The sequence below is a fragment of the Salipiger sp. CCB-MM3 genome (genome assembly GCF_001687105.1).
Lineage (GTDB): Bacteria > Pseudomonadota > Alphaproteobacteria > Rhodobacterales > Rhodobacteraceae > Salipiger.
In genome coordinates, this window is record NZ_CP014595.1 from 1,362,914 (window position 1) to 1,384,354 (window position 21,441).

17 protein-coding genes are annotated in these 21,441 nt (G+C 66.8%); 9 read left to right on the top strand and 8 right to left on the bottom strand.

All coding sequences use genetic code 11. From position 1 onward, the window contains the following. Positions 1 to 31 precede the first annotated feature (31 nt). From pdxR to AYJ57_RS06680, 4 genes are read left to right on the top strand one after another with little or no spacing between them, the layout of a single operon-like run. On the top strand, positions 32 to 1,501 hold the full coding sequence (pdxR, locus tag AYJ57_RS06665) for a MocR-like pyridoxine biosynthesis transcription factor PdxR (protein WP_066102917.1): 1,470 nt from the start codon (positions 32 to 34) through the stop codon (positions 1,499 to 1,501). Between the two features lie 11 nt (positions 1,502 to 1,512). Continuing rightward, a complete protein-coding gene (locus tag AYJ57_RS06670; protein WP_066102919.1) occupies positions 1,513 to 2,445 on the top strand; it encodes a bifunctional riboflavin kinase/FAD synthetase in 933 nt (310 codons plus the stop codon). Continuing rightward, complete coding sequence (locus tag AYJ57_RS06675; RefSeq protein ID WP_066102922.1) at positions 2,442 to 2,912, top strand: YcgN family cysteine cluster protein; 471 nt, start codon at positions 2,442 to 2,444, stop codon at positions 2,910 to 2,912. The genes AYJ57_RS06670 and AYJ57_RS06675 overlap by 4 nt, the downstream gene beginning before the upstream one ends. Then, positions 2,913 to 3,956: a threonine aldolase family protein gene (locus tag AYJ57_RS06680; protein WP_066102925.1), complete on the top strand. Its 1,044-nt coding sequence runs from the start codon at positions 2,913 to 2,915 to the stop codon at positions 3,954 to 3,956. A gap of 77 nt (positions 3,957 to 4,033) precedes the next feature. Here AYJ57_RS06680 and hspQ read toward each other — a convergent pair whose 3' ends face one another. After that, a complete protein-coding gene (gene hspQ / locus AYJ57_RS06685; RefSeq protein ID WP_066102928.1) occupies positions 4,034 to 4,360 on the bottom strand; it encodes a heat shock protein HspQ in 327 nt (108 codons plus the stop codon). 251 nt (positions 4,361 to 4,611) lie between these two features. On the opposite strand from hspQ, the gene AYJ57_RS06690 reads away from it, so the two are divergent. Then, positions 4,612 to 5,208, top strand: a complete 597-nt coding sequence (locus AYJ57_RS06690) for a transglycosylase SLT domain-containing protein (RefSeq protein ID WP_066102933.1) — start codon at positions 4,612 to 4,614, stop codon at positions 5,206 to 5,208. A gap of 58 nt (positions 5,209 to 5,266) precedes the next feature. Here the strand turns inward: AYJ57_RS06690 and AYJ57_RS06695 are convergent, their stop codons facing one another. The 3 genes from AYJ57_RS06695 to AYJ57_RS06705 form a co-directional block, all read right to left on the bottom strand. Further along, a complete protein-coding gene (locus AYJ57_RS06695; RefSeq protein WP_066102936.1) occupies positions 5,267 to 5,848 on the bottom strand; it encodes a LolA family protein in 582 nt (193 codons plus the stop codon). Between the two features lie 358 nt (positions 5,849 to 6,206). Beyond that, a complete protein-coding gene (locus tag AYJ57_RS06700) occupies positions 6,207 to 9,683 on the bottom strand; it encodes a DNA translocase FtsK (protein ID WP_066102938.1) in 3,477 nt (1,158 codons plus the stop codon). A 22-nt stretch (positions 9,684 to 9,705) separates the two neighbouring features. Beyond that, positions 9,706 to 10,887 carry an aminotransferase class I/II-fold pyridoxal phosphate-dependent enzyme gene (locus AYJ57_RS06705; RefSeq protein ID WP_066102941.1) on the bottom strand — a complete coding sequence of 394 codons (1,182 nt, stop codon included), beginning with the start codon at positions 10,885 to 10,887 and terminating at the stop codon, positions 9,706 to 9,708. 305 nt (positions 10,888 to 11,192) lie between these two features. Here AYJ57_RS06705 and AYJ57_RS06710 point away from each other — a divergent pair, with 305 nt between their 5' ends. After that, positions 11,193 to 12,599 carry an SLC13 family permease gene (locus tag AYJ57_RS06710; protein ID WP_066102946.1) on the top strand — a complete coding sequence of 469 codons (1,407 nt, stop codon included), beginning with the start codon at positions 11,193 to 11,195 and terminating at the stop codon, positions 12,597 to 12,599. Between the two features lie 33 nt (positions 12,600 to 12,632). Here the strand turns inward: AYJ57_RS06710 and dapE are convergent, their stop codons facing one another. Then, a complete protein-coding gene (gene dapE, locus AYJ57_RS06715) occupies positions 12,633 to 13,790 on the bottom strand; it encodes a succinyl-diaminopimelate desuccinylase (protein WP_066102949.1) in 1,158 nt (385 codons plus the stop codon). 217 nt (positions 13,791 to 14,007) lie between these two features. On the opposite strand from dapE, the gene AYJ57_RS06720 reads away from it, so the two are divergent. From AYJ57_RS06720 to AYJ57_RS06730, 3 genes are all read left to right on the top strand, one after another. Then, positions 14,008 to 15,081 (top strand): Hint domain-containing protein, encoded by a 1,074-nt coding sequence (locus AYJ57_RS06720; RefSeq protein WP_066102952.1) that lies wholly within the window; start codon positions 14,008 to 14,010, stop codon positions 15,079 to 15,081. Between the two features lie 168 nt (positions 15,082 to 15,249). Beyond that, a complete protein-coding gene (rnr, locus tag AYJ57_RS06725; RefSeq protein WP_066102956.1) occupies positions 15,250 to 17,580 on the top strand; it encodes a ribonuclease R in 2,331 nt (776 codons plus the stop codon). Positions 17,581 to 17,725: 145 nt separating this feature from the next. Continuing rightward, positions 17,726 to 19,000 carry a lytic murein transglycosylase gene (locus AYJ57_RS06730; RefSeq protein WP_083191171.1) on the top strand — a complete coding sequence of 425 codons (1,275 nt, stop codon included), beginning with the start codon at positions 17,726 to 17,728 and terminating at the stop codon, positions 18,998 to 19,000. A 1-nt stretch (position 19,001) separates the two neighbouring features. Here AYJ57_RS06730 and AYJ57_RS06735 read toward each other — a convergent pair whose 3' ends face one another. The 3 genes from AYJ57_RS06735 to AYJ57_RS06745 form a co-directional block, all read right to left on the bottom strand. Beyond that, the gene (locus tag AYJ57_RS06735) at positions 19,002 to 19,439 is read right to left on the bottom strand and encodes a hypothetical protein (protein WP_066102958.1); all 438 of its coding nucleotides are present in this window, start codon (positions 19,437 to 19,439) and stop codon (positions 19,002 to 19,004) included. Further along, positions 19,436 to 19,918 carry an RNA pyrophosphohydrolase gene (locus AYJ57_RS06740; protein WP_066106797.1) on the bottom strand — a complete coding sequence of 161 codons (483 nt, stop codon included), beginning with the start codon at positions 19,916 to 19,918 and terminating at the stop codon, positions 19,436 to 19,438. The genes AYJ57_RS06735 and AYJ57_RS06740 overlap by 4 nt, the downstream gene beginning before the upstream one ends. 151 nt (positions 19,919 to 20,069) lie before the next feature. Beyond that, positions 20,070 to 21,434 carry a S41 family peptidase gene (locus AYJ57_RS06745; RefSeq protein WP_066102962.1) on the bottom strand — a complete coding sequence of 455 codons (1,365 nt, stop codon included), beginning with the start codon at positions 21,432 to 21,434 and terminating at the stop codon, positions 20,070 to 20,072. Positions 21,435 to 21,441 lie beyond the last annotated feature (7 nt).

Consider the following 21,441-nt stretch of genomic DNA (forward strand, 5'->3'; position numbering starts at 1 on the left):
CCGCCCCGGCGCAGCCAGAGGAGATGTCGCCATGGCAATCCCAGTCGAGACCTTCTTCCTGCGCCCCGACGGGCAGGGCACGCTGCAGGCACGCATTCAGCAGATGGTGGCCGAGGGCGTGCTTTCAGGCCGCTTCCGGCGCGGCGAAAAGCTGCCCTCGACCCGCAAGCTGGCGGCGCATCTCGGGGTCAGCCGGATCACCGTGGCGCTGGCCTATACCGAACTTCTGGCCTCGGACTATCTCACGTCGCGCGACCGCTCGGGCTATTACATCTCGGAGGGCGCGCCAGAGCCGCCGGACTTCCCCGAGACGCCGCGCGCCGAGCGCGTCGACTGGCAGCGCGCCATGGGGCGGCGTTTCGCCGCCGGTGCGGTGCCCGAGCGGCCCGCCGACTGGGCGAGCTACCGCTATCCCTTCATCTACGGTCAGGCCGATCCAAAGCTCTTCGATCACGCAAACTGGAGACTCTGCGCGGTGCAGGCGCTGGGGGCGCGGGACTTCGGCGCGCTGACGCAGGATTACTATGACCGCGACGATCCGCAGCTGGTGGAATTCCTCGCCCGTCAGACCCTGCCCCGGCGCGGCATTCAGGCCCGCCCCGAAGAGATCCTGATCACCCTGGGCGCGCAGAACGCGCTGTGGCTGGCCAGCCAGATCCTGCTCAGCCCCGAGCGCCGCGCCACGGTCGAAGACCCCTGTTATCCGGCGCTGCGCGTGCTGCTTGATCAGACCGGCTGCGCCCGCAGCGCGATTGCCGTGGACAGCGAAGGCCTGCCGCCCGAGGCGGTGCCCGAGGGCACCGATGTGATCTTCACCACACCCAGCCACCAATGCCCCAGCGGCGCCACGCTGCCGCTGGCGCGGCGGCGCGCGCTGCTGGAGCGGGCGCGCGATCTGGGCGCGGTGGTTGTCGAGGACGACTATGAGTTCGAGATGGCCTATCTGCAGCCGCCCACACCGGCGCTCAAGAGCCTCGATGGCGATGGCCGGGTGGTCTATGTGGGCAGCTTTTCGAAGTCGCTCTTTCCCGGTCTCCGGCTGGGGTATCTCGTCGGCGCCGAGCCCTTCATCCGCGAGGCACGCGCTCTGCGCGCCTCGGTGCTGCGCCACCCGCCCGGCCACATCCAGCGCACCGCCGCGCATTTCCTGAGCCTTGGTCACTATGACAGCCTCGTGCGGCGAATCGGACGCGCGCTTGGCGAAAGGCGGCAGGTGATGGAGGCCGAGATCGCCCGCAACGGGCTGGAGATCGCGGGCGTCGCGGCGCATGGCGGCTCGTCGTTCTGGATGCGCGCGCCGCGCGGCGTCGATACCAAAGCGCTCGCCGCCGAGCTGCAGCGCGAGAGCGTTCTCATCGAGCCCGGCGCGCCGTTCTTCCAGAGCCCGGATGCGCCGCGAAACTTCTATAGATTAGGCTATAGCTCGATCCCGTCGGAGCGCATCGCGCCGGGGCTGCAGCGCATTGCACAGGCGCTTGCACGTCCCCGCAGGGAGGGCTAGGGCTTTGCCCCATGCGGACCATTCGTGATTACCAGTTCACCGAGCCCCGGGACCGGGGTGCCAGCGTCGCCATCGGCAATTTCGATGGCGTGCATCTTGGCCACCGCGCGGTGATCGAAATGGCCCGCGAGAAGGGCAATGGCGCGCCCTTCGGCGTGCTCACCTTCGAGCCGCACCCGCGCGAGTTCTTCGCCCCCGATGCCCCGCCGTTCCGGCTGATGTCGGCCAAGGCGCGGGCCTCGCGGCTGGAGAAACTGGGTGTTGAGCGGCTGTTTGAGCTGAATTTCAACGCCGCGCTGGCCGCGCTAACCCCCGAAGAGTTCGCCCGCGACGTGCTCACCGAGGGTCTGGGTCTGAGCCATGTGGTGGTGGGGGCCGATTTCTGCTTTGGGAAACACCGCAAGGGCAAGGTGAGCGACCTGCAGCGTTTCGGTGCCGCGATGGGCTTTGGCGTGACCGTGGCCGAGATTCTGGATCAGGACGGCGCGCAGATCAGTTCCACCGCGATCCGCAAGGCGCTGACCGAGGGCGACCCGCGGTCGGCGGCGGCGCAGCTTGGTCACTGGCACCGGATCGAGGGCGAGGTCGGCGGCGGCCAGCAGCTGGGCCGCAAGCTGGGCTACCCCACGGCCAATATGTCGATTGACGGGCTGCACCCGCCGCGCTTCGGCGTCTATGCGGTGCTGGTCGATGTGCTCGACGGGCCGCATAAGGGCAGCTACCACGGCGCCGCCTCGCTGGGCGTGCGGCCTATGTTCGGCGTCAACAGCGCCAACCTCGAAACCTTCCTCTTCGATTTTTCCGGCGATCTTTACGGCGCGACCCTCTCGGTCGGTCTGGTCGAGTTCCTGCGCCCCGAGTTGAAGTTCGACGGGCTCGACGCGCTGGTGGCGCAGATGGATCTCGACTGCGCCGAGGCGCGGCGCATTCTGGAGGCGCTATGAGCGACCCGATCGACCGCAAGGGCCTCGCGCCGCGCTTCTGGGAAAGCAAACCGCTGAGCAAACTCAGCGAGGCCGAATGGGAAGCGCTCTGCGACGGCTGCGGCAAATGCTGCCTCAACAAGCTCGAGGACGAAGAAACCGGCGAGGTCGCGCTGACCTGTGTCGCCTGCCGTCTGCTCGACGATTCCAGCTGCCGTTGTTCACAATATGAAATCCGGCACCAGTTCGTGCCCGAATGCATCGTCCTGCGTCCCGACAATATCGACGAACACGCCTATTGGATGCCCCAGACCTGCGCCTACCGGCTGCTCTGGGAAGGGCGTCCGCTCTATGACTGGCACCCGCTGATCTCGGGCGATCCCGAGACGGTGCATGCCGCTGGCGTGTCGATGCGGGGCCGGACCGTCCCCGAGTTCGAGGTCGGCGAGGACGATTGGGAAGACCACATTATCGAGGAGCCCACCTGAATGTTCTTTGCCTCCGACAATTCCGGCCCCGTTCCTCCGCAGGTGCTGGACGCGCTGACCCGCGCCAACACCGGCCATACGCTGGGCTACGGAGCCGACGTGCTGTCGATGCAGGTCGCCGAACGCATCCGCACGCTTTTCGAGGCGCCCTCGGCGGCGGTCTATCTGGTGCCCACCGGCACGGCGGCCAACTCGCTGGCGCTGGCCTGCCTCTGCCCGCCCTACGCCACGGTGTTCTGCTCGCCGGTGGCGCATATCCACGAAGATGAGTGCAACGCGCCCGAGTTCTACATGGGCGGCGCCAAGCTGACGCTGGTGCCGGGCGAGGACCGCATGACCCCCGAGGCGCTGCGCGCAGCGATCGAGGGCGAGCAGAACCGCGGCGTGCATGGCCCCAAGCGCGGGCCGGTTTCGATCACCCAGCTTACCGAGAAGGGCAACTTCTACACGCTCGAAGAGCTGCGCGCGCTGACCGCCGTGGCCCGTGAATATGGGCTGCCGGTGCATCTCGATGGTGCGCGCTTCGCCAATGCGGCGGTGAAACTGGGCGCCACGCCCGCCGAGATGAGCTGGAAGTCCGGCGTCGACATCTGCGTCTTCGGCGGCACCAAGAACGGGCTGATGGGCGTCGAAGCGGTGGTGATCTTCGATTCCGAGAAGGCGCAGGAGTTCGAATACCGCCGCAAGCGCGGCGCGCATCTCTTCTCCAAGCACCGCTATCTGGCGGCACAGATGGATGCCTATCTCGAAGGCGATCTGTGGAAGGATCTGGCCGAGCGCGCCAATGCCCGCTGCGAGCAGCTGGTGCAGGGGCTCGAGCAACTGGGCGTGACGGTACTGACCGAGAGCTATGCCAACATGGCCTTCGTTGAGATGCCGCGCGACGCGCATCGCAAAGTGCAGGCGGCGGGGGCAACCTACTACGTCTCGGGGGATCTGGAAGGCGACGGCGGCGAGCTGCTGACCGGGCGTCTGGTCTGCGACTGGTCGCTGGAGCCCGAGGACGTCAGTGCCTTCCTGAGCGCTGTGCGCGAGGCGGTCTGATCCGCAGGCCACGGCCCTAGGGGCCAAGGGCGAAATTGCTGGGAAGACATCTGCAAGAGCCTTCGAAGGCTCTTGCCTCAGTTCAGCTGGAAGTGCAGCTCGTAGCTGCCGTCGATGAACGCCCCGAAGAGATCGGGAATATCCGGGTGCTCCACCGGTTCGCCCGAGTAATCGGCGATGAGGTTCTGCTCGGACACATAGGCGACGTAGAAGCTCTGATCGTTCTCGGCCAGCAGGTGGTAGAACGGCTGCTCGCGGCTCGGGCGCGCCTCTTCGGGAATGGCCTCATACCACTCCTCGGTGTTGCTGAACTCGGGGTCCACATCAAAGACCACACCCCGGAATGGGTGCTTGCGATGGCGGACGACCTGGCCCAGATGATATTTCGCGCGCTGTGTGTGCATGGATACCTCTGAGAACAATTTTTGACATTTTTTGGGCAACTTGTCCAACGCCGAGCCCCATTTGCTCGGAAACACACTGTGGCCTGCGGGCCGACAGTTCGGCGGCAAACCGCCGTGTTGGCCAATTCCCGCGCACGCCCCGGAGTTCCCGGGATTGAAGGAATTGTGATTCCAACGGGGCCGGCTTTGAGCTAAAATAATCGTCAATAAAAGACAAAAAACACCACAAGAGCAGAAAAAGCGAGAGGCAGATGAGCAGATGGCTTCGCGCGGCGGCACTGGTTCTATTGGCCGCGTCCTGCGGAGGTGGCGGTGCCGGACGGGCACCGAACAACCTCGAGGACGCATGCGCCATCATCCGTGAGCGCCCGAATTACATCCGCGCCTTCCGTGCCGCCGAACGCAAATGGGGCGTTCCGGTACATGTGCAGATGGCGACGATCTATCAGGAAAGCAAGTTCATCTCGGACGCGCGGACTCCGTTCCGCTATGCGCTCGGGGTGATTCCCTATGGCCGGCAAAGCTCGGCCTATGGCTACAGTCAGGCGCTGGACGGCACCTGGGACGAATATGTGGAAGCCACCGGAAAATGGCGCGCCGACCGCGATGACATCCGCGACGCGACCGACTTCATGGGCTGGTATATGTCCGGAAGCCGCGACCGGCTGGGCATCAGCCTGCGCGACGCGCGCAACCAGTATCTCGCCTATCACGAGGGCCGCACCGGCTTTGCCCGCGGCACCTATAACGGCAAGTCTTGGCTGATGCGCGTGGCCGAGGACGTGGGCAACCGGGCGGTGGTCTATGAGGTGCAGCTCGCCAACTGCCGGCAGGCGCGCCGCTGGTAAGCGGCTGCGGCCCTCCCCTCGAAACTGAAAAGGCCGGGCGCTCTGCCCGGCCTTTCGCTTATTTCACTCGGTTCACGTCGAACACCGAGTTGGGCAGGTTCTTATCGGCGAGCGCGCCCAGCACCACGGTGGTCTTGGAGCCGTTTCCATCGGTGATCACCCATTGCCGCAGCTGCACCGGGTTGCCGGTGAACTTCATCTGGATCGAGCCGCGGTCGGGGTGCTCGGGGTCCTGCGCGGTGACCGTGGTGGCGGTGCCGTCATAGCTGTGGCCGGTCACCATCCCCGCGCGGCCAAGGTTGACGTTCTTGGCGAGAATGATCGACAGCGGCGTCTGGCTCAGCGGGTAGGTCTCGGGCTGGCCGCCCAGCTTCTTGTCGAAGACATAGACCGCCCCCGCCCAGGCCAGAACCAGCGCCTGCTCGGGCGGCTTGTATTCAAAGCGCACCTTGCCCGGCCGCTTGATCGAGATCGTGCCGGTAGAGATCGAGCCGTCGCCATTGATCTGGGTGAACTGGCCCTGCGCCGACTGGATCGAATTAAGGTATTGCGACACCTCGCCCAGCGAGAGCTTCTGCGCCGCCGCCGGCAGCGTGGTGAGCACAAGCGCCGTGAGCGCGGCGATGAAAGTGCGGATCATTCCGTTTGGTCCTCTTGCTCGGGGTCTGCCATCCATATCGCACGCCCCCTTGGTGTTATGCGATAGCAGGCAGGCGTTGCAGCCTATCTAGGGCGCCCGGACGCGCGATCAAAGGCTTGCCGGTGCCCCGCCGCCCCGAAACGGCGTCACTTCGCCCAAACCCGCGCTCCGGCCTGCAGTCAGGCCCACAGCGTAGCTCGAAAAGGGGGCTCCGCCCCCGCGCGCCCCTGCGGGCCACGCTCCCCCGGCGTATTTTGGAAGAGAAGAAGACCAAGAAAGAAGCCCGGGAGCGCACACCCCCGGGCTTCTTCTCTTTTCAAATACGCATGGCGCGCCAGACGGGCCAGCGCAGCGCCTCTTATTGCTCGGGCACGAGGATCTCGCGCTTGCCGACGTGGTTCGCCGCCGAGACGACGCCCTCGTCTTCCATCTGCTCCACAAGCCGCGCGGCCTTGTTATAGCCGATGCCGAGCTTGCGCTGGATGTAGGAGGTCGAGCACTTGCGGTCCTTGATGACGATGCCCACCGCCTGATCGTAGAGCGCGTCCTCGCCATCGGTGTTGCCGCCGGTGTTGAGCCCGAGAACCGCGTCGATATTGTCGGCCTTCTCCTCGTCGGGGCCCTGCACCACGCCCGAGACATATTCCGGCGGGCCGAAGGCCTTGAGGTGGTTCACCACCTCCTCGACTTCCTCGTCCGACACGAAGGGACCGTGACAGCGGGTGATACGCGCGCCGCCCGCCATATAGAGCATGTCGCCCATGCCCAGCAGCTGTTCGGCGCCCATCTCACCAAGGATGGTGCGGCTGTCGATCTTCGAGGTCACCTGGAAGGAGATCCGGGTCGGGAAGTTGGCCTTGATCGTGCCGGTGATCACGTCCACCGAGGGGCGCTGCGTCGCCATGATCAGGTGGATGCCGCTCGCCCGCGCCATCTGCGCAAGGCGCTGGATGCAGGCCTCGATTTCCTTGCCCGCGACCATCATCAGGTCGGCCATCTCGTCGACGATGACCACGATATAGGGCATCTTGCGCGGTTCGAACTCTTCGGTCTCGAACACCGGCTCGCCGGTCTCGTCGTCAAAGCCCGTCTGCACGGTGCGCTTGAACATCTCGCCCTTGCTGAGCGCCTCGGCGACGCGGCCATTGTAGCCGTCGATGTTGCGAACGCCCATCTTCGACATCTTGCGGTAGCGGTCTTCCATCTCGCCCACCACCCATTTGAGGGCCACGACGGCCTTCTTGGGGTCGGTCACAACAGGGCTGAGCAGATGCGGGATGCCGTCATAGACGGAAAGTTCCAGCATCTTGGGGTCGATCATCACCAGACGCAGATCCTCGGGGGTGAGCTTGTAGAGCAGCGACAGGATCATCGTGTTGATCGCCACCGACTTGCCCGAACCGGTGGTGCCGGCGATCAGCAGGTGGGGCATCTTGGCGAGGTTGGCCACCACCGCGTCGCCGCCGATGTCCTTGCCGAGCGCCAGCGGCAGGCGCTGGTTGCCGTCACCGTAGTCGCGGCTCGAGAGGATCTCACGGAAGGACACCATCTCGCGCTTGTCGTTCGGCAGTTCGATGCCGATCACCGAGCGGCCGGGAACGGTCGAGACACGCGCCGACAGCGCCGACATCGAGCGGGCGATGTCATCGGCAAGCCCGATGACGCGGCTGGCCTTGAGGCCCGGCGCGGGTTCCAGCTCGTACATGGTGACCACGGGGCCGGGACGGACCGAGACGATCTCGCCCTTCACGCCGTAATCGTCGAGCACCGTCTCCAGCATCCGCGCGTTCTCTTCCAGCGCCTCGTCGGACAGAACGTGGCGCTCGATGTTCTCGGGATTGGCCAGCAGGTGCAGCGGCGGCAGTTCATAATCCACCGCCTTGTCGTCGAACCCGAGACCGGGCTGCGCCTCTTCCTGCGCGCGGCGCGAGGGCTGCATCGGCTTGGGCTCGGCCTTCTGCACCACCTTCTTGGGCTGCATCACCGGGATCGCGGGGCGCGGCGCCTGCATCTGCGCCGGCTCTGCCGACCAGCTTTGCACGTCGTAGCCGTCGTCATCCGCGTCATCGCCGTCGAACTGGTCCTGCGCGGAGGCATCGTAGCCGCCATCATCATAGCCAGCATCGTAGGTCTGCGCCTCATAGCCGTCGGCGTAGTCTTCCGCGCCGTAGCTCTCTGCACCGTAGGTCTCGGCGCCGTGGTCATCCTCGGCATAGCTGGGCTTGGCATAGGCTTGACGGGCCGGCTGGGCAGGTGCGGCGGCGCGAGGTTGGGGCTGCGCGTCGAACGCGGCAGGCGCCTCGTCACCGTAATCGTCGAAGTCGCGGTAGTCGTCGAAGTTGTCCGCCTCATAGGGGTCTTCGGCATGGGTAAAGGGCGCGGGGCCAGCGGGCTGCGCATAACCCTGCGGCTGCGCCGTGTACTCGGCCCGGTGCTCGGGCGCCTGCGGCACCGCGCGCGATGCGGTCAGCGGCGGCTCGGGCGGCAGTTGCTCGGCGGCCTGCGCGGCAGTGAGCGGCGGCTCGGCGCGCAGCATCTGCGTCGGCTTGTAGATCAGCGGCTGCGGGCCACGGCCCCGGCCCTTGGTCAGCGGCTTGCTGGGATCCTCGGAGCGGCTTGCACCAAAGGTCGGCGCAATGCCCCGGCGGCGGGTCTTCACCGCATGGGCGATCTTGGCACGGATACGGTCTTCGCCGGTGTCGGGTTCCACGGGGAGCAGCTCCACCTCGTCGTCATAATAGTCGGGCTCGGGCTCGGCGCGGCGGGTGATGCGCGCCAAAAGGCCGGGCTTTTTGGCGGGCTCGGGCGCGGCGCGAGGCGGCGCAACAGGAGCAACCGGGGCGGGCGCCGGAGTGGCGGCCTCTTCCCAAGCCTGCATTTGCGCGTAGGCATAGGCGTCATCCTCGTCGAGCAGCTCGGGCTCTTCGGGCTCAAGCTCCAGCGGCGGCGGCGTGGCACGGCGCACCCGCGAGCTGCTGCGCTGCGGAGCCGGGGCCGGGGCGGGCGCAGGGGCGGGCTCTTCGACATAGTCCTGCGCATAGGCATGCTCGGGCAGCGCGTGGTCATCTTCGGCATAGCCATCCTGCGCAGCCGCCCAAGCCTCGGCCTCGGCAGCCTCTTCGGCGCGGCGCGCGCGGCGGTCAGAATGCGCGGCCTGCGCGCGCTGCGCGGCCTGCATCGCCCCGCCCGCACCCCGGCCGAGCAGGCTCAGCAGCGAGGCGTAGGACATGATCAGCCCGACCAGAAGGAAGCGACCGATGCTCTGCAACTCGTCCTTGGTGAAGCCCAGAACGAAGGCCCCAAGCGCCAGCAAGCCGACACCCAGCAGGACCGTCAGCAGCTTCAGACCGAAACCGGCGCTGAGCGGCAGGATGCCAAGCGCGGTGCCCATCATCATGTCGCCGAACAGCCCGCCAAGGCCGAAGCTGTGGGTCCATTCCGGCCCGGTTTCCAGCCCCGCGGCATAGATCGAGGCCAGCGCGATCCAGATCGGCGCAAAGACCACGCGCGGCAGCGCGCGCTCGTCGCCGCGATGCAGGGCAAGGCGAACGCCCCAGACCAGCAGCACCAGCGCGAGACCCCAGCTGCCCAGACCGACGATCATGAACAGCGGCGCAGAGACCGAGGCACCAAGACGGCCCAGCCAGTTCTGCACCGGAGCATCGGTGGCCGACAGCCACGAGGGATCATCGGGCGTGTAGGACCCGATCATCGCCGCCGCCAGTAGGCCAAGGACAATCAGGGCCAAACCGCCAAGCTCCTTGCCCCGCTTCTCGATTGCGGCCTGCATGTTGCTGTCGAAGAGCGGGTCGCGCCCTTTCACCTGATATGCCATTGCCTCGCCTCGTTGTTTTTTCTTATTGCCCGTACAGGCAGTCCCGGATGCGGGTCAGCCCCTGTTCGGTCTCGTCACGGCTCGCCACAAGGGCGACCCGGATGAACCCCTTCCCCGGATTTCCATCCGCGGTGTCGCGCGACAGATAGGCGCCGGGCAGAACCCGCACGCCGGTTTCCTGCCAGAGCTTCAGCGCCGCCGCTTCGCCGTCTTCGACCGGAAGCCACAGGAAAAATCCTGCCTGCGGCGGCATATAGCCCGGCACATTGCCAAAGATGCGGTCCGCCAGCTCGAATTTCTCCAGATAAAGCGCGCGGTTCTCTTCCACATGCGCCTCGTCGGCCCAGACCTGTTCCGACACGCGCTGCACCGGTAGCGGCAACGGTGCGCCCGCAAAAGCGCGGTGCTGCTTGATCCGGCGCAGGCTCTCGGGGCCACCGGCCACGAAGCCAGAGCGCAGGCCCGGCAGGTTCGAACGCTTGGACAGCGAGTGAAAGATCACCACCCGCTCGGGGTCGGCGCCCATCTCATGCGCCACCTGCAGCGCGCCCACGGGGGCCTCGCCACGGTAGATCTCGGAATAGCACTCGTCGGCGAGAATCTGGAAATCGTGCTTTTCGCCAAGCGCGATCAGCTCCTGCCAGTACTCACGGCTCGCCACCGCGCCCTGCGGGTTGGCCGGGGAACAGATGTAGATCAGCGCCGTGCGCGCCAGCAGGTCCTCGGGCAGCCCCGCGATATCCGGCAGATGGCCGGTTTCGGCGGTGGCGTTCACATAGACCGGCTCTGAGCCGACCGAGAGCCCTGCCACGGCGTAGACCTGATAGAAGGGGTTCGGCATCAGCACGACCGGCTGCTGGCCGTTCTTCGTCTCGGGGCAGAGCGCCATGGCGGCGTTGTAAAGCCCCTCGCGCGTGCCATTGACCGGCGAAAGCTGGGTGTCGGGGTCGATGTTCACGCCGTAACGGCGCGCCACCCATGCAGCGATGGCCGCGCGCAGTTCGGCGGTGCCGTCATTGGGCGGGTACTTGCCGAACTCCTGCACGGTCGCGGCCAGCACCTCTCCGACGAAGGCCGGAAAGGGGTGCTTGGGCTCGCCGATGGTCATGTGAATGACCTCACCACCCGGCTCGAACGAGTCGATGAGCGCCCGCAGGCGCGGGAACGCGTAAGCCGGAAGGTTCGAAAACCGTTCGGGGAACATGCCAGTACTGCCTCTATGGTCCGGGATCGTATACGCCCCGTTTTGCCGTAAGGATACGCAAGGCGGTACGCTTCGTCTACCGGAACTCCACGTGGTCAAAGCGCTGTGGCGCGAATGCCGCAGCGTAGCAAAATTTTTCGCGACTGTCTCGGGCTGCCGGGATTTCGATCGGGAGTTCCAAAGCTTAGCCCCCCTGCCCCGCCGCTCGCTCTGCTCCTGCGCTGGCTCTGCCGGGATGTGCCGCGGTGTCTTACATGCGCGCTGCAGCCGCGCTACGAACGGCGGGACACAGGCAGGAGAGCAGCATGAGCACCGCGGGAACACCAGCGTTCAAACTGGCGATACCCTGCACCGCGATCGCCGCCGCCGTTTGGCTCGGGCTGGCGCCGCCGGAGGCGCTCACAGTCGAGCAAGGCCGCATCCTCGGCATCGTCCTGATCACCCTGTCGCTCTGGGGCACCTCGGTGGTGCCGGGATATCTGGCCAGCCTCGTGTTCTTCACAGCGCTGCTGATCCTTGGGCTGGCACCGCCCAATTTGGTGTTCTCGGGCTTCACCTCGACGGCCACTTGGCTGATCGTCTCGGGCTTCGTCATCGGGGCGGCGATCAGCACCTCTGGCCTAGCGGCGCGGCTGGCGCGGGGACTGGCGCCCGCGCTCACCGGGTCTTACGCGCGGCTGCTGAGCGGCCTGATGCTGATCTGCATGGCTCTGGGCTTTGTCATGCCTTCCTCGTTGGGCCGGGCGGTGCTGCTGGTGCCGATCGGCATGGCGCTGGCGGACCGCGCGGGCTTTGCCAAAGGCTCCACCGGGCGGATCGGCATCGCGGTGGTGCTGACCGCGGGCTGCAACCTGCCCAGCTTCGCCATCCTGCCCTCGAACCTGCCGAACATGGTTCTGACCGGGGCGGCTGACACGATCCTCGGGGTGCATCTGGGCTATTTCGAGTATCTCGCTCTGCACTACCCGGTGCTGGGGCTGGTGAAATCCGCTGTGGTGGTGGCGCTGGCCCTGAGGCTCTTTCCCGCAAGAACCGGCATGGCGCTTGCGGGCACCTCGGACGAAATCGGCCCCGCGCCGACCCAAGACCAACGCCGCCAGCAGATCCGCGTGGCGCTGGTGCTGCTGGCCACGCTGGCGCTGTGGATGACCGACCGTCTGCATGGGGTCAACGCCGCATGGGTGGGCATGGGCGCGTCGATCCTGCTGCTGCTGCCCAAACTCGGTGTGGTGAGCCCGCCTGCGTTCAAACAGGCGGTGGATTTCGGCATGCTGCTCTTCGTCGCCGGGGCGCTGGCGCTTGGTGCGGTGGTCAACAGTTCGGGGCTGGGCTCAGTGATCGGCACGGCGCTGCAATCGGTGCTGCCGCTGCAGCCGGGGCGTGATTTCCTCAATTTCCTGTCGCTGGGCGGTATGGCGATCCTGACCGCGATGCTGACCACCAACCCCGGCGCCCCGGCGGTGCTGACCCCGCTGGCACCAGATCTCGCGCAGGCCAGCGGGCTTGGGCTGACCACCGTGCTGATGACGCAGGTGATCGGCTTTTCGACGATGGTCTTTGCCTATCAGGTGGCGCCGCTGGTGGTCGCCATGCAGCTTTCGGGCGAGAAGCTGTCGCATCTCGCCCGATTCCTCGTGCCGCTGGCGGCAATCACCATCGTGATCCTGCTGCCGCTCGACTATCTGTGGTGGCGCCTGCTGGGCTGGTTCTGAGCCTGCCCGTGAAAAGGCGCGTCAGGAGCCGCGTCAGGCGAAATAATCGCACAGCATCCGCGTGTAGATCGCCTTCAACTGGCCGATCTGCGCCACCTCGACGTTCTCATCCACCTGATGCAGCGTCTTGCCCACGAGGCCGAACTCGACCACCGGGCAATGATGCCGCATGAAGCGCGCATCCGAGGTGCCGCCCGTGGTCGACAGTTCCGGCGTGCGGCCGGTCTCGGCCTCCACTGCCTTTGCCACGAGATCCGACAGAGCCCCCGGCGGGGTGAGGAACGCCTCGCCCGAGATCTTGATCGCAACCTCGGTGCTGGTGCCGAACTCGGCATCGACCTTGGCCGCCTCGTCGCGCAGCCACTCCGACAGCGACGCGCCGGTGTGGGTGTCGTTGAAGCGGATGTTGAGCGTGGCGCGGGTTTGCGCGGGCACCACATTGGTTGCGGGGTTGCCGGTGTCGATGGTCACCACCGCCAGCGTGGTCGGGTCGAAATGGTCGGTGCCCTCGTCAAGCACATGGCTCGACAGCCGGTCCATCAGCCGGGCCATGGCGGGCATCGGGTTCAGCGCGCGGTGCAGATAGGCCGAGTGCCCCTGCTTTCCGGTCACCGTGAAGAAAGCGTTCATCGAGCCGCGACGACCGATCTTCATCATGTCGCCCATCTCTTCGGGGCAGGTCGGCTCGCCAACGATGCAGATCGACATGCGCTCGTCCTCGGCGGCCATGTAGTCGAGCAGCGCCGTCGTGCCGTCGACCGCATCGCCCTCTTCGTCGCCGGTGATCGCCAGAACGATGGCACCCTCGGGCGGGGTCTCTTTCACGAAATCCACGGCGGCGGCGGCAAAGGCGGCCACCCCCGACTTCATGTCGGTGGCGCCGCGCCCGTACATCACGCCGTCCTTCACCTCGGCGCCAAAGGGATCGACGGTCCAAGCGGCAAGATCGCCCACCGGCACCACGTCGGTATGGCCGTTGAAGCCAAAGCTCTTGGCATGCCCCTTCTCGCCCCAGCGCGCGAAGAGGTTGGCGACGCCGCCCCGGTCGACGCGGGTGCAGGCAAAGCCCGCATGCTCCAGCAGGCCCTGCAGCAGCACCAGCGCACCGCCCTCTTCGGGCGTGACCGTCGGGCAGCGGATCAGATCGGCGGTCAACTGGACAGGATCGAGGGGCTTGGGGTCGGTGGTCATGGGCGCATCTCCGGGCAATTTGCCTCTGGCTACCCCGAGGTCGCGGCGCGTGCAAATGTGATGAAAAGGCCGCAGCGCGCCACGCCGCCGGCGGCGGGCGGCTGACGGCGCAGCGGCAGCGGTGCTAGCTTGGGCCAAAAGCCCCTTTGGCATGGTCGCACGCGGCGACCCCGCAGGGACAAAATTGCGAGGCACCCCCAAGCATGAGCAGCCCCGGATGAGCTGGATCGCCATCGCCTCGGACGAGGCGCGCTGGATCGACAGACCGGCCTTCGCCGCCGCGCTGGACGTGCCCGGCGGGCGCATGGAGCGCGGCACGCTGCTGCTCGAAACACGGCTTTCGCCACAGGCCAAGCCGCAAGTTCTGATGTCTTATGAACGCGGCTTCCCGCTGGCGGCGAGCCTTTCGGTCCAGGTCCTGCCCAGCGGCAGCATCGTTCTGGTGACCAGCCGGGAGGGCGAGATCTTCCACACGGTGATCGCCCACCCCGGCGATGGCCGCGCCGAAACGCTGCGGCTGACGCTGGCATGGGACGCGCCGCGCCGCTGGGCCCGGCTGAGCGTCGAACGCCCGGAAAGTGGCACGATCGAGCTGCGCGAACTGGCACCGCCCCCGCCGCCCTTCTATGAGGACCTGAAGGCACTGACGCTGCATCCCGAGCTTTGCGCCATCGCGCCGGACCTGCTGTTCTTCGCCCTCTCCGACGAGATCGAGCCGGTGGGCCCGCTGCCGACGCTGGCGGGCTCGACCCCGATCGCGACGCCGAACGGCTATCGCCGTCTCGAAAACATCCGGCGCGGCGACAGGGTGCTGACCGGCGACGGCCGCGCAGTGCCGGTGCTGGAAACCGTGCACCGGCTGGTGCCCGCGCGCGGCTCTTTCAGCCCTGTGCGTCTGCGCGCGCCCTATCTTGGGCTGCAGCGCGACATCCTCGTGGCGCCGCACCAGCGCCTGCTGATCGGCGGCTCGGAGGTGGAATATCTGTTCGGACGCGAAGCGGTTCTGGTGCCCGCGCACAGCCTGACCCACGGCTTTGCCGGGCAGGCCGAGGATTGCGGGCCGCTGCTGTGCTACCACCAGCTTCTGCTGCCCGCGCATGACACGCTGCTCGCCGCCGGGCTGGCCGCCGAAAGCCTTTACGTGGGCAGGTTGCGCCGCGATCCGGCGCGGCTGGCGGCCTCGCTGTTGGCGGGGATGCCGCGCGATACCATCCCCGAGCAGCACCGCGCCGGGCATCAGGTGCTTGGCCCCTTCGAGGCGGTGACGCTGGTCGAGGCGCGCGCGGCCTGAGAGGCGCCTTGCGGGGATGCGGTTTATGGGGGCGCTGCCCCCGCCGCGCAACGCGCGGCTCCCCCGGGATATTTCCATCTAGACGAAGCGGCGGGCGGGCGCGCACGCGGGCTTGGAACGGCGCAGAATGGCGATGACGCTGGCCGCGGCGCGTGCTACGGCTGCGGCATGAGCAAACTGCCTTCGAAAGCCGAGATCCTCGACTGGATCATGGCGCACCCGACCCAGACCGCGAAACGTGACATTGCCAAAGCCTTTGGCATCAAAGGGGCTGCGCGGATCGACCTCAAGCGCGTCCTCAAGGAGCTTGAGGCTGAGGGGCATCTGGAAAAGCGCAAGAAGACCTACCGCGACCCGGACCGGCTGCCGCCGGTGACCGTGCTGCAGGTCAAGGCGCCCGACGAGAACGGCGACCTTTTCGCGCAGCCGCTGGAGTGGCACGGCGAGGGCGTCGAGCCCGCGGTGCTGCTGGTGCCGCGCGCCACCGACCCGGCGCTTGGAGAGGGTGACCGCATCCTCGCCAAGCTGCAGGTGGTGCATGAGGAAGATCACAACTACGAGGCGCGGCTCATCCGCAAGATTGGCGTCAGCCCGCGCAAGATCGTCGGCATCTTCCGCAAGGGCCCCGAGGGCGGACGCATCGTGCCGATCGACAAGGGGGCCGACAAGGAATGGCTGGTCGGTCCCGACGCCATGGCCGGCGCGCAGGAGGGCGAGCTGGTCGAGGCCGAACAGGCCGGGCCGCGCGCCTCGCGCATGGGTCTGCCGAAGGCGCGCATCGTCATGCGCCTTGGCGATCCTTCAGAGCCGAAGGCGGTCTCGCTCATCGCCATCCATCAGCACGGCATCCCCGACGCCTTCCCGCCGAAAGTGCTGGAGGAAGCCGACCGCATGAAGCCCGCGGGCCTCAAGGGCCGCACCGACCTGCGCGAGCTGCCGCTGGTGACCATCGACCCGGCCGATGCGCGCGACCATGACGATGCCTGTTTCGCCGAGGCGGACGAGGACCCGAAGAACCCCGGCGGCCATGTGATCTGGGTCGCCATCGCCGATGTGGCGCATTACGTGCTGCCCGGCTCGGAACTGGACCGCGAGGCCAAGAAGCGCGGCAACTCCAGCTATTTCCCCGACCGGGTCGTGCCGATGCTGCCGGACCGTCTGTCGGGCGATCTGTGCTCGCTGCATGAGGGCGTGCCGCGCGCCTGTATCGCCGTGCGCATGGTGATCGACGCCGAGGGCAACAAGCGCAGCCACAGCTTCGTGCGCGGGCTGATGCGCTCGCCCGCCTCGCTCAACTACGCCGAAGTGCAGCAGGCCATGGACGGCCAGCCCAACGACAAGACCGGGCCGCTGCTCGAGGATGTGATCCGGCCGCTCTATGCCGCCTATCACGCGCTGCGCGACGCCCGGAACCGCCGCCAGCCGCTGGATCTGGAACTGCCCGAGCGCAAGATCGTGCTGGGCGAGGATGGCACGGTGACCTCGGTCAATTTCGTTGACCGGCTGGACGCGCATAAGCTGATCGAAGAGTTCATGGTGCTGGCCAATGTGGCCGCCGCCGAGACGCTGATCGCCAAGCGTACGCCGCTGCTGTTCCGCGTGCACGAAGAGCCGCCGGTCGAAAAGCTCGACGCGCTGCGCGAGACGGCGCAGGCGGCGGGGCTCAACCTTGCCAAAGGACAGGTGCTGAAGACCGCGCATCTCAACAAGCTGCTGCATGACGCGGCGGGGCGCGAGGATGCGGAACTGATCAACCTCGCCACGCTGCGCTCGATGACGCAGGCCTATTACAACCCCGAGAACTTCGGGCACTTCGGCCTCGCGCTGATGAACTACGCGCATTTCACCTCGCCGATCCGGCGCTATTCCGACCTCATCGTGCACCGCGGGCTGATCTCGGCGCATGGCTGGGGCGATGACGGGCTGTCGCAGACCGACATCGAGCGGCTGCAACAGACCGCCGAGCATATCTCGGACACCGAGCGGCGCTCGATGATGGCCGAGCGCGACACCACCGACCGCTATCTCGCCTCTTACCTGTCCGAACGTGTGGGCGCCGAGTTCGGCGGGCGGATCAGCGGCATCGCCAAATTCGGGGTCTTCGTGAAGCTCGACGAGAGTGGCGCCGACGGGCTGGTGCCGATCCGCAACCTCGGGAACGAATTCTTCCACTTCGACCGCGAGGCCGGCACGCTGATGGGTGCCGACACCGGCACGCTGATCACGCTGGGCCAGCGGGTGCGGGTGAAGCTGGTGGACGTGACGCCGGTGACCGGCGGCATCGGGCTGGAACTGCTGGAACTGGCTGGCGAGGCGGTCGAGGCACCGCGGCATCGCAAGCCTGCGGGCTACGGGCGGTTCAAGAAGACACCCGGTGGCAGAGGCAGCGGCAAGGGACCCAAGGGCAAAGGCCCGGCGCGGCGCAAGGATGTGGCCGAGCGCAAGAAGAGCGCCAAGACCGCGCGCAAGGTCAGCCGCACGCGCAAGACCGAGCGCTGACGCAAGAACAAGAACTGACGTAAGGGCGCGGCGGCCTACATCCCGGCAAAGGCGGGATCATGCCCGCCGCGCCTTTGCCTGCTTCGCAAATCATGCATTTCGCGGTAGCCTTCTGCTCATAAAAAAACGAGCAGCAGGTGACCCCATGAAACCGAGCCTTTTCGGCCTCGCGCTGTGCCTGACGGCGAGTCAGGCCGCCGCCGACCGACTTGCCGACTTTTCCGCCCCCCTTGCCTCGCAGCGTCCCGCGCCGCGCCCCGCCGCCTTTGATACGGTGCAGGTGGTGCCCAAGGCCACGGTCGACCGCGAGTATCTGCACTGGCTCGACGGGTTCCGCAGCCGCGCCCGCGCCGAGGGGATCTCGGACGCCACGTTGAGCGCCGCCTTTCGCTCGCCGCATCTCGACACCGACGCGCTGGCGAAGATCAACAATCAGGCCGAGTTCACCAAGACGCTGTGGAGCTATCTGGAGTCCGCCGTCTCCGAGAGCCGGATCGAGAATGGCCGCGCCGCGATGATCGCCCATGACCAGTTGCTGCGGCAGATCGAGGCGCGCTACGGCGTCGACCGGCAGGTGGTGGTGGCGATCTGGGGCATGGAAAGCGCCTATGGCAGCCACCGCGGCACGCATCCGGTGATCCCCGCGCTGGCGACGCTGGCCTATGGCTCGCGCCGCGGCAAGTTCTTCGAGGGCCAGCTCATTGACGCGCTGCGCATCATCCAACACGGCGACACGACGCCCGAGAAGATGACCGGCAGCTGGGCCGGGGCGATGGGGCACACGCAGTTCATCCCCTCGTCTTACCGCGCGCTTGCGGTGGACTGGACCGGCGATGGGCGGCGCGACATCTGGTCGGACGATCCCGCCGATGCGCTTGCCTCCACCGCCAATTACCTCGCCGAGAGCGGCTGGATCCACGGCCAGCCGTGGGGCGTCGAGGTGCAGCTGCCGCAGGGCTTCGACTATGGGCTTGCCGATGGCGACGCCGCGCGGATGCCTTCGGATTGGGCGCGGCTCGGCGTGGTCGGTATGGACGGCCAGCCGGTGCGCGACTTTGGCACGGCGCGGCTGCTTTTGCCCGCCGGCCACAAAGGCGCGGCCTTTCTGACCTTCAAGAACTTCAAGGTGATCTCGCGCTACAACGCCGCCGACGCCTATGTGATCGGCGTCGGCCATCTGGCGGACCGGATCATGGGCGGCGCGCCGATCCTGTCGGACTGGCCGGATGACGAACGCGCGCTGACCAGCGGCGAGCGCAAGGAGTTGCAGATGCGGCTCAAGCAGGCGGGCTTCGATCCTTCGGGCGTCGACGGGCGGATCGGCCCGATGACCATCAAGGCGCTGCGAGACTATCAGCGCGCGGTGGGTGTCGTGCCCGACGGCTACGCCTCGCTCGAGGTGCTGCGGCGGCTGCGCTAAGTCAGTTGCAGCCCGCCTTGAGGCAGGCCCGACGTAGGGTCTCGATCTGGCGTTTGCGCGGCTCGGGCCAGAGATTGGCGCCGCAGGGATCGGTGATCAGCACATAGCGGTCACCCTCGCGCTTCAGCAGCGCCGCCAGCTTGCCGCTGGCGGCCTTGCCGCACCAAGGGCCGAAACACACAGAACGGAGTGTGATGCGGCTGTCGAAGGGCCGCGTGAACCCCTCCTTGCCCAAGGCCCAACCCCAGATGCGCGCCGGAACCTCGCCGCCGTGACGCGGCACCGGGCCGGTCTCCAGCATGCCATTGACGGCCAGCCAAGACGACTCGCCCTCCGCCGCCGCGCGCACATCGCGGGCCACGTCGGGCGAAAGGCATTTCAGCGCCAGCGCGGGGCTGGCGGCGCAGCACATCAGCGCCAGCAGCAGCGTGCGGATCACAGCTTATCCTTGAAGGCGGCGATGACCTGCTCATAGACCGCGCGTTTGAACGGCACGATCTGATCCAGCACCTCATCGGCGGGCAGCCAGCACCATTGCGAAAACTCAGGATGTTCGGTGGCGATATTCACCTGATCGTCGCTGCCCTGAAAGCGCAGCAGATACCATTTCTGCTCCTGCCCCTTGTAGCGGCCCTTCCAGATGCGCGGCACGATGTCATGCGGCAGATCATAGGCGATCCAGCCGTCGGTCTCGGCCTCGACGGTGACCAGCGATGGGCTGACGCCGATCTCTTCTTCGAGCTCGCGCAGCGCCGCCTCGCGCGGCTCCTCGCCCTTGTCGATGCCGCCCTGCGGCATCTGCCAAGCCGGAACCTCGCTGTCGATGCGCTGGCCGACGAAGACATGCCCCGCAGCATTAGCGAGCATGACCCCGACATTGCGGCGGTAGGGCAGCGCGGCGATCTCTTCGGGGCTCATGGTCTTCATCGGCGACTCCTTGGTGTGTGGCCGCACGCTATCGCCGGACAAAGCGTTTTGAAAGGGCAGCCGGGCGCGTGCATCCAGCGAAGGGCCAAAGCAAAAGGCGCGCCCCAAAGGACGCGCCTTTCGTCTCGCCCGAGGGGGCGGATTACTTGTCGGCGGCCTGAGCCTGCTGCATCAGAGCGGCTTCGTCGCCCAGAACGCTGAGGCCCTTGAGGATGTCGATCGCATAGGCCAGCTGGTAGTCGTCCTGACGCAGCTGTGCCGCTTTCTCGGCCTTGGCACGATCTTCTTCGATCTGACGGATCTCGTCCTCGGTCAGGCTGTCGTTGTCCAGCGCGCCGCGCAGATCGGCCTCGGAGCGGCCAAAGACTGCGGGGCCGTCCTCATCGCTCTCCGGCTCGGGCGGACGCTGCTCGACGACGATGTCGGGCGAGACGCCAAGCGCTTGGATCGAGCGACCCGAGGGCGTGTAGTAGCGCGCGGTGGTCAGGCGCATGGCGCCATCGCCACGCAGCGGCATGACCGTCTGAACCGAACCCTTGCCGAAGCTCTTGGTGCCGACGACCACGGCGCGGCGGTGATCCTTCAGCGCGCCAGCCACGATCTCGGATGCCGAAGCCGAACCGCCGTTGATCAGCACCACGATCGGCTTGCCTTCCGAAAGGTCGCCCTCGGTGGCGTTGTAGCGGTCGCCGTCGGAGGCGTTGCGGCCACGGGTCGAGACGATCTCGCCCTTGTCGAGGAAGGCATCGGCCACTTTGATCGCCTGCGTCAGCAGACCACCGGGGTTGTTGCGCAGATCGACGACGATGCCGTTGACCTTGTCCATGCCGCCAGCGGCCTCGACCTCTTTGGCGAGCCCTTCGGCGAGGTTGGGATAGGTCTGATCGTTGAAGGTGGTGATGCGCAGCACCACGGTGTCGCCTTCGAGGCGCGAGCGCACGGCGGTCAGGGTGATGGTGTCGCGGATGATCGAGATATCCATGGGCTCTTCTTCGCCCTCACGCACCACGGTGATGACGATCTCGGAGCCAACCGGCCCGCGCATCTTGTCCACCGCCTCGTCGAGCGACAGGCCCAGAACCGACTCGCCGTCCACATGGGTGATGAAGTCGCCCGCTTCGACGCCAGCCTCGTCCGCCGGCGTGCCGTCCATCGGCGAGACGACCTTCACGAAGCCGTCTTCCTGCGTCACTTCGATGCCAAGACCGCCAAACTCGCCGCGCGTCTGCACGCGCATGTCGGCGGCATCGTCCGGCGGCAGGTAGCTGGAGTGCGGGTCGAGCGAGGTGAGCATGCCGTTGATCGCCGCCTCGATCAGCTTTTTATCGTCCACTTCGGTCACATATTGCGCACGGATGCGCTCGAAGATGTCGCCGAAGAGGTCGAGCTGCTCATAGACGGAGGTGTTCTTTTCGGCCTCCTGTGCAAGCAGCGGGCCGACAAATTGCGTCGTCGCCACAACGCCTGCCACGGTGCCGCCCACTGCGGCCATCAGAAACTTGTTCATCCTCAGA